The sequence below is a fragment of the Streptomyces sp. NPDC058664 genome (genome assembly GCF_042716635.1).
In the GTDB taxonomy this organism is placed as follows: Bacteria; Actinomycetota; Actinomycetes; order Streptomycetales; family Streptomycetaceae; genus Streptomyces.
This window is the reverse complement of the sequence record NZ_JBHXRW010000001.1, coordinates 248557-266111: the sequence shown is the minus strand read 5'-3', so window position 1 is coordinate 266111 and position 17555 is coordinate 248557. Positions and strand designations below refer to the sequence as shown.

Below are 17555 nucleotides of genomic sequence, written 5' to 3'. Positions count from 1 at the left end.
CCTCAGCCTCGGGTCAGCTTCTTGTACGTGGCGCGGTGCGGACGGGCCGCGTCGGGGCCCAGGCGCTCGACCTTGTTCTTCTCGTACGACTCGAAGTTGCCCTCGAACCAGTACCACTTCGACTCACCCTCGTACGCGAGGATGTGCGTCGCGACCCTGTCCAGGAACCAACGGTCGTGGGAGATGACCACGGCCGCACCGGGGAACTCCAGGAGCGCGTTCTCGAGCGACGACAGGGTCTCGACGTCGAGGTCGTTGGTCGGCTCGTCGAGGAGCAGCAGGTTGCCGCCCTCCTTGAGCGTGAGCGCCAGGTTCAGGCGGTTGCGCTCACCGCCGGAGAGGACACCGGCGGGCTTCTGCTGGTCCGGTCCCTTGAAACCGAAGGCGCTGACGTACGCGCGCGACGGCATCTCGACCTGACCGACGTTGATGTAGTCCAGCTCGTCCGACACGACGGCCCAGAGGGTCTTCTTGGGGTCGATGTTGGAGCGGGTCTGGTCGACGTAGCTGATCTTGACCGTGTCGCCGATCTTGACCGTGCCCGAGTCCGGGGCCTCGAGGCCCTGGATCATCTTGAACAGCGTGGTCTTGCCGGCGCCGTTCGGGCCGATGATGCCGACGATGCCGTTGCGGGGCAGGGTGAAGGACAGGTCGTCGACGAGGACCTTGTCACCGAACGCCTTGGAGAGGTTGTTGACCTCGACGACGATGGAGCCCAGACGCGGGCCCGGCGGGATCTGGATCTCCTCGAAGTCCAGCTTCCGCATCTTGTCGGCCTCGGCCGCCATCTCCTCGTAGCGGGCGAGGCGCGCCTTGGACTTGGTCTGCCGGCCCTTGGCGTTGGAGCGGACCCACTCCAGCTCTTCCTTGAGGCGCTTGGCGCGCTTCTCGTCCTTGCGGCCCTCGACCTTGAGGCGGGTGGCCTTCTTCTCCAGGTACGTGGAGTAGTTGCCCTCGTAGGGGATCGCGCGGCCGCGGTCGAGCTCGAGGATCCACTCGGCGACGTTGTTCAGGAAGTACCGGTCGTGCGTGACGGCGACGACGGCGCCCGCGTACTTCGAGAGGTGCTGCTCCAGCCAGTTCACCGACTCGGCGTCGAGGTGGTTGGTGGGCTCGTCGAGGAGGAGCAGGTCCGGGGCCTCGATCAGCAGCTTGCAGAGCGCGACGCGGCGCTTCTCGCCACCGGAGAGGTTGGTGACCGGCCAGTCGCCGGGCGGGCAGCCCAGCGCGTCCATGGCCTGCTCCAGCTGCGCGTCGAGGTCCCAGGCGTTGGCGTGGTCCAGGTCCTCCTGGAGCTTGCCCATCTCGTCCATCAGCGCGTCCGAGTAGTCGGTCGCCATGAGCTCGGCGACCTCGTTGAAGCGCTTGAGCTTCCCCATGATCTCGGCGGCGCCGTCCTGGACGTTCTCCAGGACCGTCTTGGCCTCGTCCAGCTTCGGCTCCTGCATGAGGATGCCGACGCTGTAGCCGGGCGACAGGAAGGCGTCACCGTTGGACGGCTGCTCGAGGCCCGCCATGATCTTCAGAACGGTGGACTTACCGGCACCGTTCGGGCCGACCACACCGATCTTCGCACCCGGCAGGAAGCTCAGCGTCACGTCATCGAGGATGACCTTGTCGCCGTGCGCCTTGCGCGTCTTGCGCATCGTGTAGATGTACTCAGCCAAGAGAAACCGTCCGGCTAGGAGTGAGTGGGCAGATACACCCCATCTTGCCTGACCGCCACCCTCAGGCGGAAACCGGTAAGGCGGGAGCCGAGGACTCCGGGGGGACTCGCGGGGGCTTGCGGGGGCGTTCGGGGCGGGAGCGGGGCCCGGACGTGCGACGGCCCCGGGCGCGATGAGCGGTCCGGGGCCGTGCGGGGTTCACGGGGTGATTCCGATGTGACGCAGATCACTCCATGGGGTCAGGCTCCGTCCCGGTGCCGACGGGGCCGGCACCGGGGCCTGGGGTCAGTTGCCGGCGGTCTTCTTCTTGCGGAGGAAGAACACCGCGCCGCCGCCGATCACGACGAGCGCGGCGGCGATGCCCGCGATCATCGGGGTGGCGTTGGAGCTGCCGGTCTCGGCGAGGTCGCCGCCACCGGTCGTGGTGGTGGTGCCGGTGGAGCCGCCCGTGGTGTCACCGGTGGTGCCGGTGGAGGTGGACGGGGTGACCGACGGGGTGGGCTCGGCCGAGGGCTCCGTGGTGGGGGTCTCGGACGGCTTCGGGCCGGGGGTGGCCGTCTTGCAGTCCAGGACGCCCTCGAAGGTCTCCTCGAAGCCGTTCGGGCCGGTGATCGTGAACTTGTACGCCTCGTCCTCGGCGAGCGGGACCGCGATGGTCTTGCTCTCGCCCGGGGCGACCGTGTGCGAGGTGCCCTTCAGGTCGAAGGTCCAGGCCTCGTCGCCCTCGTTGGAGGCGATGACCTCGAGGCCGCCCTTGGCGCAGTCCTTGGCGACCGTGACGGCCGGGACGGCGCCCGTCTTCGCCCAGGTCGCGGAGGCCTTGCCGGTGACCGTGGACTCGCTGGAGCCGGCCAGGATCAGGGTCTGCGAGGGGCCGTCGACGGAGACGAAGGCGCGACCGAGGGAGACCTTGGTGGTGGCCTCGGCGGTCAGCTCGGCGGAACCGTCGGCGGTGCCGGCGGGAACGTCGAAGAAGAGCTCCGTCGTGCCCTTCGGAACCTCGGTGACGGCCTTGCCGTCCTTGCCGACGACCGTGACGCCCGCGGGGGCGCCCGGGGCGACAGAGATCTTGGCGGTCTCGGCGTTGGTGTCGACGGTGATCGGGCCGAGCTTCTCGCCGGCCTTGCCCGCGACGGAGGACGGCGAGACGCTCAGGGAGGCGGTCGGCTCGTCGAGCTGGACGGCCTTCTCGAGCAGGTACGCCGTCAGCTTCTCGGCGTCCGCGTCCTTCGGCGTCGCCTTGACGTCGTCGGAGAGGGTCCAGATCGCGGCCTGGGTGCCGGCCGCGGCCTCCTTCTTGTCGAGGTCGACGCCCACCTTGGCACCGAGGGCCTCGGCGGAGAACTTCGGGTAGGCGTTCTCCAGGATCCAGAGGATCTTGCCCGCGTTCTCGTTGTTGTGCAGCGAGGACTCCTCCCAGCCGACTTCCTTGTAGTTGAAGTCGGTCTTCGCACCGGTACGGAGGTCGATGCAGTAGGTGAAGAGAGTGCCCCCGTCGTCGACCTCCATCTTGAAGAGACCACCGTCGACCGACCACTTGTCACCGTTCTTCTCGGTGATCTCGACGTCGGCGATGTCCTCGGTCAGGCCGTTGAGCTTGGCCATGACACCGCCGGAACCCGAGGCGGGGTCATCGGCGAGCGCCGGACCGGCGGTCGCTATCGTCCCGACCGCGACGAGGCCGGAGACCAGGGTCGCGGCGGCAAGGCGGGCAGCGCCGCGCCCACGAACTGAAAACATTGCATTCCCCTCCGGGCGAGTCGCTCCGCAAACTTGGTCAATTCGCGTGGGGGGAGCGCACGCCAGCAGATTTACAGACCCGATGGGCTCATGTGCCACATGAGTACCCGGGAATCCTAGGGATGCGGAACCCCCCGGTGCCCTGCCATACGTTCAGATAACCATTCCGTCTCGAAATCGTTATCACGCACGGTGAGTTGGTCGACAAATCCCCACGACGCAAGGTCAGGGGACGGTCACCAGCCGCGTTGTCGCCTCCGCCGCGGCGTCCGCCGCCGCCTCCGCCCACGGGTCCCGCCCGGATAGCGGAACAAGTGATTCCGCCGGTTCCGGCCGCGCCGCGGGCTCCGTGTGCGGCGCGGAATCCGGCCGTACCGAGCGCCGGAAGGCCGCCGTGCCCCGCGTCAGATCGTGCCCCACGGCCAGTGCGGCCACGTCCACGAAGGTCTTGCGCTGCCCTTCGCGCTCGTCCTCACGGACCCTCAGGCGACCGTGCACCACGAGGGGTTCCCCGACGGACACCGAGGCCGCGAGGTTGGCCCCGAGCGACCGCCAGGCGGACACCGTGTAGAAACTGGTGTGCCCGTCGGCCCAGAGCCCCCGCTCCCGGTCCCAGCGGCGCGAGGTCACCGCGAAGCGGAACCTGGCTACCCCGCCCGTCGCCGTGTCCCGGTACTCCACAGCCGTCGCCACATTGCCGACGAGCGTCACGGTCGTGTCGTTCATGGTCCCGCCCCCAACCTCTGCGTTTCTCTTCTCCCGGTCGCCACCATGCTGGGGCGAACCGGGAGTTCCCGCCCGCGCCTGTGGACGGCCGAGCGGATGGGGGCAACTCCCTCACCCGGGAGGGGGAACGGAAGCCCGGACGGAAGGAGGCGGAAGCCCGGGTGAAGCGGGCGCCGCTATCTCCCCCGCACTCCCGCGCGCGTCGCGCCCAGCCGGGTCGTACCGGACCGGATCCCGCCGACGATCCGCGCGGAGGACCGTGTGCCCACGACGGTCGCGTACTGCTCGCGCACCTCCCGGTACCGCATCAGCTCCGCCGCCACCGGGTCGAGCACACGGGCCCGGCCGCAGGCCGCCGCCGCCTCGCGCAGGCGCCGTTCGGCCTCCTGCCCGTACCGCTTGGCCGGGCCCTTCACCGCGCCCTCGCAGGCCCATTCGACGAGCGGTCCGCCGATGATGCCGCCGAGCATCACGAGGACCGGCGGGAGCAGGCCCGGTTCCACGAGGCCCGCGATCTGACCCACCAGCCACAGCGCGCCGAAGACCTGCAGGAGCGTCATCACGACCTGGGCGAGGACGGCGGCGGGCCACCAGGCGGGCCGCGGCGGGCGGGCCGCCGGGTCGCCGAGGGTGACCGCCAGCTCGTCCAGGGCCTCGGGCAGCCCCTCCGCGCCACGGGCCGCCGCCTCGCGCACCGCCTGCGCCCAGGGCGTCGGAAGCCCGCGCGAGGCCTCACCGGCGACGATCCGTACCGCCTGCTCCACGCGCTGGCGTGCCGTCAGCTCCTCCTCGACCGGGGAGGAGAGGCGCGGGTCCGTGGAGCCGTGGGCGCGGATCCGCTCGTACCAGCGGTAGAGCCGCAGCCAGGGCGTGCCGCAGGCGCGGATGGCGCCCCGCCGCCAGACCCGCTCGGCGGCCTCGCCCGCGGCGTGGGCGCCGACGGCGGCCGCGAGCCGGTCCGTGAAGGCGTCCCTGGCCCGCTCGTCGAGGCCGGGCCGCCCGTCGGCGAGGTAGACGGGGCGCAGTTTGGCCGCGGCGGCGTCCACGTCGGCGGCGAGCCGGCGCTCCGGAGCCGTACGTTCCTGGACGAACCGGGCGATCGTCTCGCGCAGTTCGGGTACGCCGTCACCGGTCAGCGCGGAGACGGCGAGGACGGTGGCGCCGGGTTCGCCGTGCTCGCCGAGCGCCACGCCGTCCTCGTCGAGGAGCCGGCGCAGGTCGTCGAGGACGAGGTCGGCGGCCTCCGTACCGAGCCGGTCGATCTGGTTGAGGACGACGAAGGTGACCTCGGCGTGTCCGGCGAGCGGCCGGAGGTAGCGCTCGTGGAGGGCGGCGTCCGCGTACTTCTCGGGGTCGACGACCCAGACGACGGCGTCGACGAGGCCGAGGACCCGGTCGACCTGGTCGCGGTGGGCGGTGACCGCCGAGTCGTGGTCGGGCAGGTCGATGAGGACGAGCCCCTGGAGCTCGGTGTCGGCCGCGCCGCCCGCGAGGGGCCTGCGGCGCAGCCGGCCGGGGACGGCGAGCCGGTCGAGGAGTCCGGCGGCGCCGTCGGACCAGCTGAGCGCGATGGGCGCGGAGGTGGTGGGGCGGCGCAGACCGGTCTCCGAGACGGGCACGCCGGCGAGGGCGTTGAAGAGCGTGGACTTGCCGCTGCCGGTGGCGCCGGCGATCGCGATCACCGTGTGCCGGGAGGAGAGCCGCTGCCGGGCGGCGGCCTCGTCGAGCACGCGCCCGGCCTCGGCGAGGGCCTCGCCCTCGACCCGCGTACGGGAGAGCCCGACGAGTTCGTGGAGGGCGTCGAGGCGGGTGCGGAGGGGGCCGCCGTAGTTCCCGCCGAGGGGCGGAAGCGTGTCCTCCTCCCGCTGGGCCTTCTCCTGCGCCTCCTGGTCCCCGGGGCGGGCGGCGGCCGCCCGCTCGGCGGCGCGGCGGGCGATCAGCCCGTCGTCCCAGCGGCGGCGGTCGGAGTCGGAGTGGGGTTCGTGATTCCGGTGACGGTCGCGCTGCGGGTCACGCTGGTCTCCGTGGCCCCCGTGTTCCCGCCGGTCCCGGTCCCGTTCCCCGCCCGGCTCGTGGTCGTGGTCGTGGTTCCGGTGGTCGCGGTCGCGGTCGTCCGCCACGTCATTTCTCCTTCTGCAGTACGGAGAGCGCGGCGATCAGCTCCGCCTGCGGCTCGGGGGTCACGTCGAGCGCTTCGAGGGGCGCGAGGCGCCGGTCGCGTTCGGCGTGCAGGACACGGTCGACGTACGAGAGGACCAGTTCGCCGCCCTTGTCGCGCAGGCGCAGGGCGGCCTGGGCGCCGAGGAGTTCGGCGAGGCGTTCGCCCGCGGGCCGGGTGCGGCGGCCGCCGAGGAGGGCGGCGGCGAGGAGGGCGGCGACGGTGTCGGCCTCGGGGGCGGCCGTACGGGAGGTGGAGGGGCGCTCCACGCGCCGCGCCTCCTCCTCGGCGAGTTCTTCGAGCACTCGGCGCCAGCGCCGCACCTCTACGCCGATCCGCTCCCCCGCTTCACGGGTGCCGCCGGTCCGGAGCGGGCCGAGGGCGCCGGAGGCGGGTTCGCGGCGCCAGACGTCGCAGACGCGCTCCTCGGCGGCGGAGACGGCGCAGTGGAGGAGGGCGGCGAGGGATTCGGTGAGGGCGTCGAGGAGTTCGTCGGCGGTGCTGTCGCGGGGGTAGCCGCGCCAGCGGGTGCGGGCGTCCCCGGCGAGGACGGCGCCGCGGCCCAGCTGTTGGCGGACGCGTTTGCGCTGCTCGGCGTACGCGGCTCCGACGGCGTCGCCGAGGCGGACGGCGGCGGCGTACTGCGCGGCGACGGCGCCGGCCAGCTCGGGGAGCCGGGTGTCGAGGGAGTCGATGACGCCGGAGGCGGTCCGGTCCGCGGCCTGCTGCCGGGCGGCCGGGTCCTCGGCGCGGTGGGCGAGCCAGCCGCGCAGGGCGGCGACGGCGCTGTCGGGCAGGAGGCCGCTGCCGCCGTCGGCGGACTCGGGGAGCTCGGGAATGGTGAAACGGGGTACGCCGCCGAGGCCGGCCTTGTCGAGCAGGGCCTCGTACTGCCGGGAGACCTCGCCGATGACCTGGTGGGGGACGCGGTCGAGGACGGTGACGAGGGTGACGTCGTACTCCTTGGCGGTACGGAGCAGGTGCCAGGGCACGGCGTCGGCGTACCGGGAGGCGGTGGTGACCAGCACCCAGATGTCGGCGGCGCAGATCAACTCGGCGGCGAGGAGCCGGTTCTCTACGACGAGGGAGTCGATGTCGGGCGCGTCGAGGAGGGCGAGCCCCCGGGGTACGGAGGCGGCCGTCTCGACGCGGAGGGCGTTCTCCTCGGGGACGGCCTCGTCGGCGGGGTGGTCCTCGTCGGCCTGGGGCAGCCAGACGCGGGTGAGCTGCGGGAGGACCCGCATCCCGGCGAACCAGTGGTGGTCCTCGGGGTGGCAGACGAGCACGGGCGTCCGGGTGGTGGGTCTGAGCACGCCCGACTCGCTGACGCGCCTTCCGACAAGGGAGTTGACGAGCGTGGACTTCCCGGCCCCGGTGGACCCGCCGACGACGGCGAGGAGCGGGGCGTCGGGATCTTTCAGCCGGGGCACCAGATAGTCGTCGAGCTGGGCGAGCAGTTCTGCCCGGGTCTGCCGGGCGCGTGGCGTGTCGGGGAGAGGCAGGGGGAGACGCACGGCGGCGACACGGTCGCGCAGGGCGGAGAGTGCGTCGATCAGCTGAGGCCGTTCGTCCAAGGTCACCACATGCGAAGAATGCCCAATTTATGAGTGTTTTTGAAGCCTATTACGGCCCTGCGCGCCGAAGAGAAGGGTGGTGGCCGGAACCCCAGGCATAACGAGTGCACAACACCCGCCCCGAGCGACGCTAAAAGCGCTGCGCGAATCGCACCTGCCTGCGATTATCGTTCCGCTTCACCGAACCTCCACATCGTGCCACGCAGGTGAAGCAACCGGGCCAAGGCGATCGGAGCCCTATCCTTGTCCCGGCAGGCCACACCCCACCCACAAGGGGCTCCTGGCCACACGGCCACCACCCGGCCCCCGTAGCTCAGTGGATAGAGCAGGTGCCTTCTAAGCACTTGGCCGCAGGTTCGAGTCCTGCCGGGGGCGCAAGATCGGGACCCTCCTTCGGGAGGGTCCTTTTTGCTGGCCAGGGGTGGTTTTCGGCCGGGGGCGAGAATGCCGGGAGAGGGCTGCGGGTGGCTTGATCTATCCGGTTGAAACCGGCCAGGGGCGGCCTCTGGCGGCTGTTCTTCCCACAACTTCCCGAAGTTTTGGGACTGTCCTCCGCCCCGGCTCACCCGGGGCCCGCCCGCCCTTCCGTGTCGGTCGGTTCCCTGCGGCGCGCCGGCGCTGAAGCCGGCGCACCGGAAGCAAGGGGTGTCGATGGCGAGATCCGCCCACGTCTGCCGGCCGAACAGGCCGGGTCGCGGATCGCCGTCGAGGACGATCGGCGGGACCTCCTCCAGGGAGACGCCGGCGGAAAAGCCGGGGGCGGAGGCGGTGCCGGTGGCGCCAGGGCGATCGATGTCACGAATCCGGCCCTGCGCAGCGACCGCCACGAGGGCCGTCTCAGGTTCGCCCGAGCGGGAGGCGGGCTCGTGGCGCGCGCGGAGCACCGTCAGGAACTCGGTGAGTGCCGCGACGAGTCCTGCCGCCCCTTCCCGTCTCCCTGCGGCGAACCGGGACAACGGGACTACCCGTACCCCCCATATCCGTATCCCGTATCCCGTATCCCCGACCGTGCCCCCCTGACGGAACGCATACGGCATGATCGGCCGACGTGGAGCCTGAAGCGACAGCAGCTTGGACATCCGCCTTCGGCGCGCTCGGCGGCGTCGCCTTCGGCACCGATACCGCCATCGCCGGAGCCCGCGTCCGGGCGCGGCCGGCTCGTCGGGCAGCCGAAACAGCTCTCGCGGCGGGGGGTGGGTCATGCGGCACGTGGTGAAGACGGTGGCGATATGCCTGGCGGCGGCGCTGACTGCGGCAGTCGCGGTGCTGGCTTCACTCGCGGCCAACGCCGCGACCTCGCACGACCGTTGGCCGGGCGTCCTCGATGCTGTCCGGTCCGACCCCTGGCCTTGGGTGGGCTGGCTCGGGGCCGGGGCGGTGACATTGGCCGTGGTCGCGGTTCTGATCAGTGGCGGTCCCTCGGTGTCCGCCCAGGATCCGCCCCCACCCGGCGCGCCCGTCGTCCCCGCCTGGGTGGTGGACCGTGCGGAGATCCGCACGGCCGTGGCCGCCGTGTGCGGACGTAAGGCCGAGGCGGTGGGCATCACCACCGCTCTGGAAGGTGCGGGCGGCTTCGGCAAGACCACCCTCGCCACGCTCGTCTGCGCGCACCGGCGGGTGCGGCGCCGGTTCAGGGGACGGGTCTACACGATCACCATCGGCCGGGACGTAAGAGGCAGGTCGGCCATCGCCGCCAAGGTGGCGGAAGCGACAGCCTTCATCACCGGGGACACCACCGCCTTCGAGGATCCCGACCGGGCCGGTGAACACCTGGGGCGGCTGCTGGAACGGCGGCCACGGACCCTGATCGTGCTGGACGACGTATGGGAGCGGGAGCAGCTGGCGCCTTTCCTGCGAGGCGGCGAGAACTGCGTGCGGCTGGTGACCACACGGGTACCGGCCATCCTCCCGGAAGGAGCGGAGCGGCTCCAGGTGGATGAGATGTCCCCTGAGCAGGCCCGGTCGGTCCTCACCTGGGAGCTGCCCGAGCTGCCGGACGAGACCGTGGCCGGTCTGCTGCGGGCCACCGGCCGATGGGCGCTGCTGCTGCGGCTGACGAACCGCCTCATCGCCCGACAGGTCGCGACCGGAGCCGACGCGGCGGCAGCTGCCCAGGGGGCGTTGGAGGGACTGCGGGCAGGTGGCCCGGCCGCCGGGGAGGCCCCGCCCCAGCCACTGGACCTGGACGACCCCGCCCGCCGTTCCCGCGCCGTCCGGGCGACCATCGAGGCGAGCACCACCCTCCTCCCGGACGGCGGCGCCCGGCGTCTGGCCGAGCTGGCCGTGTTCGTGGAGGACGAGTCCATCCCCGTACCGATCGTCGTACACCTGTGGAGGGCCACGGGCGGCCTCACGGAGCCGCAGGCACGCGACCTGTGCGCCCAGCTGGACCGGTTCTCCCTCGTCGCCCTCAGCCCGGAGAACGGCGGGCGGCTCACGCTCCACGACGTACTCCGCGACTACCTGCGCGAGGAGCTGGGAGCGGCCGAGCTGCAACGCCTGAACGCCGTCCTGGTGGGCGCCGCCCTCCCGGCCGACTGGCCCGCGATCCAGGAGGGCTACCTGCTGGACCACGCGATCGAACATCTGCTGGCCGCGGGACAGACCGGCCGGGCCGAGCAGCTCGCGGGCGATATCCGCTGGGTCGAGACACGTCTCCATCAGCGCGGCCCCACCGCCCCCGTGAGCGACCTCGCCCGCATCCCGACGACCACGGCGGCCGCGCTGGCCCGCGACCTCACCCGTGTCTCCCATCTGCTCACCCCCATGGAATCCGACAGGATCCTGACCGCCGTCCTGCACAGCCGTCTGGCCGAACTCCCCCACTGGGACCGGCAGATCGCCGCCCGCCAGGCCGCGGACCCGGACCTCCGCCCACTGCTGGCCGGCCAGTGGCCGCTCCCCGACCTGCTGGACCCCGCACTGCTGCACACCCTCACCGCTCCGGACAGCGTGCTGTCGGTGGCGATCGGGCCGGACGGGGCGTGGGTGGCCACCGGCGACGCCAGTGGCGAAGTGGTGATCCGGGACCCCAGGACAGGCTCCGTGCTCGCGCGGGAGCGGCCTGGTACGGGAGGGATCCGGGCCATGACGCGCGGTCCTGACGGCAGTTCGCTGATCGTCGGCATCGGCCGCTCGGTCTTTCGCACCGACCCGCTCGGCGGACACCCGGCCGAGACGCTGTTCACCTCGCGCGACGAGATACGGAACCTGGCAACCGCACCGGACGGGAGCTGGTGCGCGGCGGCGGACAGGGCGTTCGCGCATTTCGTGCACGTGGAGAACGGCGCATCCGTCTCCCCCTCGGGCCGAGGGGGTGGCGACATCCACAGCGTGCGGGTCTCACTGCCTCCCACGCCTGGCGGTCGCCCGCCGGACGCCCGGGACGACCCGTGGAAATCGGCGGCTTCGCCACCGCTGGCCGTCGCACCCGACGGTCGCCGGCTGGCGGCCGCCGCGCCCGGCAAGCGGGTTCGCCTGTGGGACATGGCTTCGCGCGCAACGCCGGCGGAGACCCTCGACAGCCCGGTTGCCATCTGCGCCGTGGCCTTCTCCCCGGGCGGAAACTTCCTTCTCACCGCGGACGCCCAGGGCGACGTCCGCCGGTGGGACCTCGGTCACGAGCCGATGAGGACGAGACTCCAGGAGTCCTCCACGCTCCTCACCCGCAATCCCGGCTCCGTCACGGCGCTGGCCGTCGCGCCCTGCGGCACCTGGTACGCCGTGGGCGACGCGGACGGGCTCGTGCGCTTGTGGGACCTGTCCGACGGGCGCTGCCGTGCGGTGCTGACAGGGCACACGGACGCCGTCGTGGACGTCGTCGTCGCCCCGGACAGCTCCTGGCTGGCCACTACCGGTCTCGACGGCGTGGCAAGGGTGTGGGAGACCCCGCCCGAACCGCAGGCCGCGCCGATCGAATCCCGGACCCGGCCCGTGGTGGCCGTCGCGTACACCCCGGACGGATCGCACGTGGCCACGGTGGAAGAGGACGCCATGCGGTTCTACGAGGCGGAGGGCGGTGCCGCCTCACTGACGCTCGACAGCCCGTTGCGCACGGACTCCAGGTCGCCGAAGGGCGGGCAACTGCTGGCTTTCGCTCCCGACGGATCCTGGCTGGCCGGCCCGAGCTATGTCATTCGTGTCTGGGACCTCGTCACCCAGCGCGTCAAGGCCCAACCGGCCCACAGCGGACAGTTCATGAGCGTGATGGTGGCTGCTCCCGACGGATCCTGGCTGGCCGACGCGGGCTATCACGGCGTGATACGGCTCTGGGACCCCGAATCGGGAGAGCTGCGGGCCGCGCTGACGTGCGACGGCCCGGTGCGCTCAGTGGCGGTCTCCCCGGACACGACCTGGCTGGCGAGCGGCGGGAACGACGGCGTGGTAACCGTCTGGGACCTGGCCACCCACACCCGCACAACCCAGCTGACCGGCGGGAACGGCGCGGTCCTCGCACTGTCGGTCTCGCCGGACGGCGACTGCCTGTTCGGCGCGGGCGAAGACGGGACCCTACGCCTGTGGAACCTGCGGACCGGGGACCACCGGGGCCTGCGCACCGGCAGCGGCCAACCGCTGCACGCGGTGGCCGCCTCCCCGGACGGACGCTGGATCGCCACGGCGGGCGAGGACGCCACGGTACGGGTGTGGGACCGCGCCGGCGGAGAGGTGGTGGCCGCCCAGCGCACCGAGGGCGCCCTGCGGTCCTGCGGCTGGCGGCCGGACGGCAAGGCCCTCGCCGTCGGGGGCGACCGCGGTCTGTACGTCTACCTCTTCCGGTCCGCAGCCTCACACTGATCCAGGAGCCTGAGCACTTGGCCGCAGGTTCGAGTCCTGCGGGGCGCGCAGATCATGACCCTCCTTCGGGAGAGGATCTTGGGTGGCTTGACGTATCCGGCCGAAACTATCCAGAAGTGCCCGTTCGGCGCGAAAGCAGTCCGGAGTTCCGGGACGACCTCGCGAGAGAAGCGAGGGGAGTGAGCGGACAAATCGGCATTCGGGTTGAAGTCGCGATCACGTCCGGATCATCCTTGCTGCTGGCGCTTCCGCGCCGTCGGCCAAGGCCACGACCACGGCCTGGAGGCCCTCGTCCGTGGATACGGCGTCGACGTGAAGCAACCCTCGCCTCGCGCACGTGAGAGGAACGCCGGAGCGCGACCGGGCAGAGATCCGCCGGCCCGCGGAGGCGGGGGCCGCTCCCACCTGGTCGGCGGGAGTGGCGTCATCACCTGCCACCCGCAGCCGCGACCTCTGGTGGGGTGCCTACCGGCGGCTCGGCACCGGCTGGCTGGAGACACCCGGCAGGTTCCGCACGACCGGCGCGTCCGGCACCTGAGACACCGGGCGCCTTCCTCCGTCACTTCCTCCAAGCGGGCTCTCATCCGCCACGGACAGTCCCACAGACTTGTTGCAGATGAGAGCCGGATCGCCCTAGCGTGGCGCACATGCAGTCCTACACCATCGGTCAGGCCGCGCGTCTCCTCGGTGTCAGCCCCGACACCGCACGCCGCTGGGCGGACGCGGGCCGGGTCGCGACCCACCGCGACGAGAGCGGGCGCCGGCTCATCGAAGGCCGGGCCCTGGCCGCGTTCTCCGTGGAGCTCGCGCAGGGCGGCAACGCCGACGACGACACGCCGTACACCTCGGCGCGCAACGCCTTCCCGGGCATCGTCACCGCGATCAAGCTCGGCGACGTCGCCGCCCAGGTCGACATCCAGGCCGGGCCGCACCGCCTCGTGTCCCTCCTCACCAGGGAGGCCGTGGAGGAACTGGGACTGGAAGTCGGCATGCAGGCCACCGCCCGCGTGAAGTCGACCAGCGTGCACATCGACCGCACCTGAGCACGACCCTCATGCGGTACCGGGTGGGAGCGGCCGTCGGCGCGGCCGGCACCCCGTGCCACGCATCTTCCGTACGCCCCAAGGAGCCCGCACCCTCATGTCCCTCTCCCGTACCCCGCGTACCTCTCGTGCCCCTCGCATTCCGAACAGGCGCCGTACCGCCGCCGCCGTCCTCACCGTCGCCCTGCTCGCACCGCTCGCCGCCTGCGGCGACGACGGCGCGAGGAAGGACACCGGCGGGTCCCCGGCATCCGGCTCCTCCTCTGCCGGCGCCCCCGCGGCGGACCTCACCGTGCTCGCCGCCGCGTCCCTCACCGACGTCTTCAGGACGGCCGGGGCCGCGTACGAGAAGTCCCACCCCGGCACGAAGATCGCCTTCTCCTTCGCCGGCTCCCAGGAGCTCGTCGCCCAGGTCGCCCAGGGGTCCCCCGCCGACGCCCTGGTCACCGCCGACACCAAGAGCATGGACAAGGTGAGCGCCGACACCGGCACCCCGGCGGTCATCGCGAAGAACCGGCTCGTCATCGCCACCGGTGAGGGCAACCCGTACAAGGTCGACGAGCTCAAGGACCTCGCGGACACCAAGCTCAAGGTCGTGCTCGCCGCGCCCGAGGTCCCCGCCGGCAAGTACAGCCAGAAGATCCTCGACGCCCAGAAGATCACGGTGAAGCCGGTCTCCCAGGAGCCGAACGTCCGCGCCGTCCTCAGCAAGGTCGAACTCGGCGAGGCCGACGCCGGACTCGTCTACCGGACGGACGCCGAGAGCGCGAAGGGCAAGGTCGACGCCGTCGCGATCCCCGACGCCCAGAACGCGATCGCGTCCTACCCGGCCGCCACGCTCAAGCAGTCGAAGAACATCGAGGCCGCCGCCGCGTTCGTCGCCTGGCTCTCCTCGCCCGAGGCCCAGAAGATCCTCCGGGACGCCGGCTTCCAGAAGCCGTGAGCGACCCGGACCACCCAGCTCGCGAGGGGCTGCCCGGCCACGACGTCCAGGGGAACGGGCAGCCCCTCCCTCCCTCTCACCCACGCAGTCGGGATCAACCGTGAAACGAGCAGGCGTACGTACGCCCGGCGCCCGCGCGCCCCTCGCCCTGGCCGTCCCCGCCCTCCTGGGCATCGCCCTCCTGACACTGCCCCTGGTGGGCGTCCTCGTACGGACCGAGTGGGGCGACCTCGCCGGCCACCTCGGTTCCCCGGGCACGCTCCGCGCCCTGAAACTGTCCCTGGTCGTGTCCTTCTGGGCGCTCGGCATCTCCCTGCTCCTCGGCGTCCCCCTGGCCTGGCTGCTGGCCCGGGTCCCGTTCCGCGGCAAGGCGATCGTCCGCTCCCTGGTCCTGCTGCCCATGGTCCTGCCGCCCACGGTCGGCGGCGTCGCGCTGCTCCTCGCCTTCGGCCGGCGCGGTCTCCTCGGGCCCTGGCTGGAGGGCACCTTCGGCATCACGCTGCCCTTCCACACCTCGGGTGCCGTCCTCGCCGCGACCTTCGTCTCCATGCCCTTCCTCGTCATCAGCCTGGAAGGCGCGCTCGGCGGACTCCGGCCGCGGTACGAGGAGACCGCCGCCTCCCTGGGGGCCTCCCCCCTCCGGGTCTTCCTCACCGTCACCCTGCCGATGGTCGCCCCCGGCCTGATCGCGGGCGCGGCACTCACCTGGGCGCGGGCGCTCGGCGAGTTCGGCGCCACGATCACCTTCGCCGGCAACCTCCCCGGGACCACCCAGACCCTGCCGCTGCAGGTCTACCTCCTCCTCCAGGACGAGCCGGAGGCCGCCACCTCGGTCTCCCTGCTGCTGCTCGTCATCGCCATGGGCGTACTCATCGCCCTGCGCGGCCGCTGGACGGGGACACCGGCCGACCGCGCACGCCGGGCCGCCGCACCGGCGGAAACCGAGCGGTCCGAGAGCAGCCCGGTGGAAACCGCCCCGTCCGCGATCAGCCCAGCGGGAACCGCCCCGACGGAAACCGGCTCGTCCGCGACCGGCCCCGCGGAAACCGTCCCGGCGGAACGCCCCTCCCCGCTCCCCGGCGGCGCCCCGTCCGGCGACCGCTGGTCCCTGCGCGCCGAGGTCACCGGCTTCACCCGGCTCACCCTGGACGCCGGGCCGGGCACCACCATCGCCGTCGTCGGCCCCAACGGCGCCGGCAAGACCACCCTGCTGCGCGCCCTGCTCGGCCTCACCCACCGCGCCCACGCCACGCTCCGTCTCGGCGAGACCGAGGCCACCGGCCTCCCCCCGCACCGCCGCCGCGTCGCCTGGGTCCCCCAGGACGGTGCCCTGTTCCCGCACATGACGGCGCTCGCCAACACCGCGTACGGCCTCCGCGTCCAAGGCGTCCCCCGGGCGGAGGCCCGCCGCGCCGCGCAGGAATGGCTCGACCGGCTCGGCGTCGGCCGGCTCGCCCGGCGGCGCCCGGCCCAGCTGTCGGGCGGTCAGGCCCAACGGGTCGCCCTGGCGCGGGCGCTCGCCGCCCGGCCCCGGCTCCTCGTCCTCGACGAGCCGCTCGCCGCGCTCGACCAGACCACCCGCGCCCACGTCCGCCACACCCTGCGCACCCACCTCCAGGGCTTCGGCGGCGTCTGCCTCATCGTCACCCACGACCCCGTCGAGGCCGTCTCCCTCGCCGACCGCGTCCTCGTCCTCGACGAGGGCCGCGCGGTCCAGGACGACTCCCCCACCGAGGTCACCCGCCATCCGCGCTCCCCGTGGGTGGCCCGGATGCTCGGCCGCAACGCCTGGCCCGGCACCGCCACCGCCGACGGTCTCGCGCTCGCCGACGGGGGCACCCTCGTCACCGCCGACCCGCTTCCGCCGGGCACGGAGGCCCTCGCGGTCATCGCCCCCGAGGCCGTCTCCGTCCACCGCGAACGGCCGACCGGCAGCCCGCGCAACGTCTGGCCCGGCACCGTACGCGAGATCACCGCGAGCGGCAGTCGCCTGCGCGTCCTCGTCACCTCCGCGCACATGCTCGACCTCGTCGCCGAGATCACCCCGCAGGCCGCGGCCGAACTCGGCCTCGCGGACGGGGTGCCCGTCTGGACCAGCGTCAAGGCGACCGAGGCGACGATCGTGGCCTTGTGACCGGCATGCCGGGAGCCCGGCCCGGCGCGGTGGGTGACCGGGCGCCTTCCGGGTAGCCGCCCGGGGGACAGGGGGCGATGCCCTTCGGGCCCGTTCCCGCCACCGCGAGACGGCGAAGGAGCGTTCCGTGGACACCGCCGAGACGATCGACCGGCTGTTGCGGGAGTACGGGCGGACCTACGCCGACGAGGCCGGGATCGTCCTGCGGGACAAGCCCGCCCCGCTCTACCGGCTCCTGGTGCTCACCGTTCTCTGTTCCGTCCGGATCAAGGCGGACATCGCCACCGCCGCCGCCCGCGAACTCTTCGCCGCCGGGCTGCGGACGCCGCGGGCCATGGCCGGCTCCTCCTGGCAGGAGCGCGTGGACGCGCTCGGGCGGGCGCATTACGTCCGGTACGACGAGAGCACCGCGACCGCGCTGGGCGAGGGCGCGGAGCTGGTCCTCGACCGGTACCGCGGTGATCTGCGCCTCCTCCGCAAGCGGGCGGGCGGCACCGCGGAGGAGGTGGGACGGCTGTTGCGGGAGGTGCCCCGGATCGGCCCGGTGGGCGCCGGCATCTTCTGCCGGGAGGCCCAGGCCGTCTGGCCGGAGCTGCGGCCGTTCTTCGACGAGCGCTCCCGTGCGACCGCCGCCGCCCTCGGCCTCCCCGGCACCGCGGCCGGGCTCGCCCGGCACGTGCCGCCCGAGGACACGGCCCGGCTCGCCGCCGCCCTCGTGCGCGTCAGCCTGTCGAAGGACGCGGCGCGGGAGCTGCGGACCGCGTGAGACGGACCGC

General features: G+C 72.6%; 11 protein-coding genes and 1 tRNA gene. 7 read left to right on the top strand and 5 right to left on the bottom strand.

The genetic code is table 11. The features are described 5' to 3' along the window. Positions 1 to 2 precede the first annotated feature (2 nt). The 5 genes from ettA to ACFWUY_RS01170 all read right to left on the bottom strand — a co-directional run bounded on the left by ettA (position 3) and on the right by ACFWUY_RS01170 (position 7865). Positions 3 to 1667 carry an energy-dependent translational throttle protein EttA gene (ettA, locus tag ACFWUY_RS01190; protein ID WP_384100618.1) on the bottom strand — a complete coding sequence of 555 codons (1665 nt, stop codon included), beginning with the start codon at positions 1665 to 1667 and terminating at the stop codon, positions 3 to 5. Positions 1668 to 1952: 285 nt separating this feature from the next. After that, complete coding sequence (locus ACFWUY_RS01185) at positions 1953 to 3407, bottom strand: LAETG motif-containing sortase-dependent surface protein (RefSeq protein ID WP_384100616.1); 1455 nt, start codon at positions 3405 to 3407, stop codon at positions 1953 to 1955. Between the two features lie 225 nt (positions 3408 to 3632). Beyond that, positions 3633 to 4133 carry a single-stranded DNA-binding protein gene (locus ACFWUY_RS01180; RefSeq protein WP_384100614.1) on the bottom strand — a complete coding sequence of 167 codons (501 nt, stop codon included), beginning with the start codon at positions 4131 to 4133 and terminating at the stop codon, positions 3633 to 3635. A 176-nt stretch (positions 4134 to 4309) separates the two neighbouring features. Beyond that, positions 4310 to 6253 carry a GTPase gene (locus ACFWUY_RS01175; protein ID WP_384100611.1) on the bottom strand — a complete coding sequence of 648 codons (1944 nt, stop codon included), beginning with the start codon at positions 6251 to 6253 and terminating at the stop codon, positions 4310 to 4312. Position 6254: 1 nt separating this feature from the next. Then, a complete protein-coding gene (locus tag ACFWUY_RS01170; RefSeq protein ID WP_384100609.1) occupies positions 6255 to 7865 on the bottom strand; it encodes a dynamin family protein in 1611 nt (536 codons plus the stop codon). 302 nt (positions 7866 to 8167) lie between these two features. Between ACFWUY_RS01170 and ACFWUY_RS01165 the strand changes: the two genes are divergently transcribed. The 7 genes from ACFWUY_RS01165 to ACFWUY_RS01135 all read left to right on the top strand — a co-directional run bounded on the left by ACFWUY_RS01165 (position 8168) and on the right by ACFWUY_RS01135 (position 17545). Continuing rightward, positions 8168 to 8240 (top strand) — tRNA-Arg (locus ACFWUY_RS01165). An 825-nt stretch (positions 8241 to 9065) separates the two neighbouring features. Next, complete coding sequence (locus ACFWUY_RS01160) at positions 9066 to 12659, top strand: NB-ARC domain-containing protein (RefSeq protein ID WP_384100607.1); 3594 nt, start codon at positions 9066 to 9068, stop codon at positions 12657 to 12659. Between the two features lie 337 nt (positions 12660 to 12996). Next, positions 12997 to 13197: a hypothetical protein gene (locus tag ACFWUY_RS01155; RefSeq protein ID WP_384100605.1), complete on the top strand. Its 201-nt coding sequence runs from the start codon at positions 12997 to 12999 to the stop codon at positions 13195 to 13197. Between the two features lie 100 nt (positions 13198 to 13297). Further along, entirely contained in the window at positions 13298 to 13702 is a 405-nt protein-coding gene (locus ACFWUY_RS01150) for a molybdopterin-binding protein (RefSeq protein WP_384100603.1), read from the top strand. Positions 13703 to 13799: 97 nt separating this feature from the next. Further along, the gene (gene modA, locus ACFWUY_RS01145) at positions 13800 to 14645 is read left to right on the top strand and encodes a molybdate ABC transporter substrate-binding protein (RefSeq protein WP_384100601.1); all 846 of its coding nucleotides are present in this window, start codon (positions 13800 to 13802) and stop codon (positions 14643 to 14645) included. 100 nt (positions 14646 to 14745) lie between these two features. After that, complete coding sequence (locus ACFWUY_RS01140; protein WP_384100599.1) at positions 14746 to 16779, top strand: ABC transporter permease; 2034 nt, start codon at positions 14746 to 14748, stop codon at positions 16777 to 16779. 127 nt (positions 16780 to 16906) lie between these two features. Continuing rightward, entirely contained in the window at positions 16907 to 17545 is a 639-nt protein-coding gene (locus ACFWUY_RS01135; RefSeq protein WP_384100597.1) for an endonuclease, read from the top strand. The last annotated feature ends 10 nt before the right edge of the window (positions 17546 to 17555 follow it).

Coding starts and splice junctions, on each gene's coding strand:
- ACFWUY_RS01160 (WP_384100607.1), top strand. CDS start 9,066: ATGCGGCACGTGGTGAAGACGGTGGCGATATGCCTGGCGGCGGCGCTG.
- ACFWUY_RS01185 (WP_384100616.1), bottom strand. CDS start 3,407: ATGTTTTCAGTTCGTGGGCGCGGCGCTGCCCGCCTTGCCGCCGCGACC.
- modA (WP_384100601.1), top strand. CDS start 13,800: ATGTCCCTCTCCCGTACCCCGCGTACCTCTCGTGCCCCTCGCATTCCG.
- ACFWUY_RS01180 (WP_384100614.1), bottom strand. CDS start 4,133: ATGAACGACACGACCGTGACGCTCGTCGGCAATGTGGCGACGGCTGTG.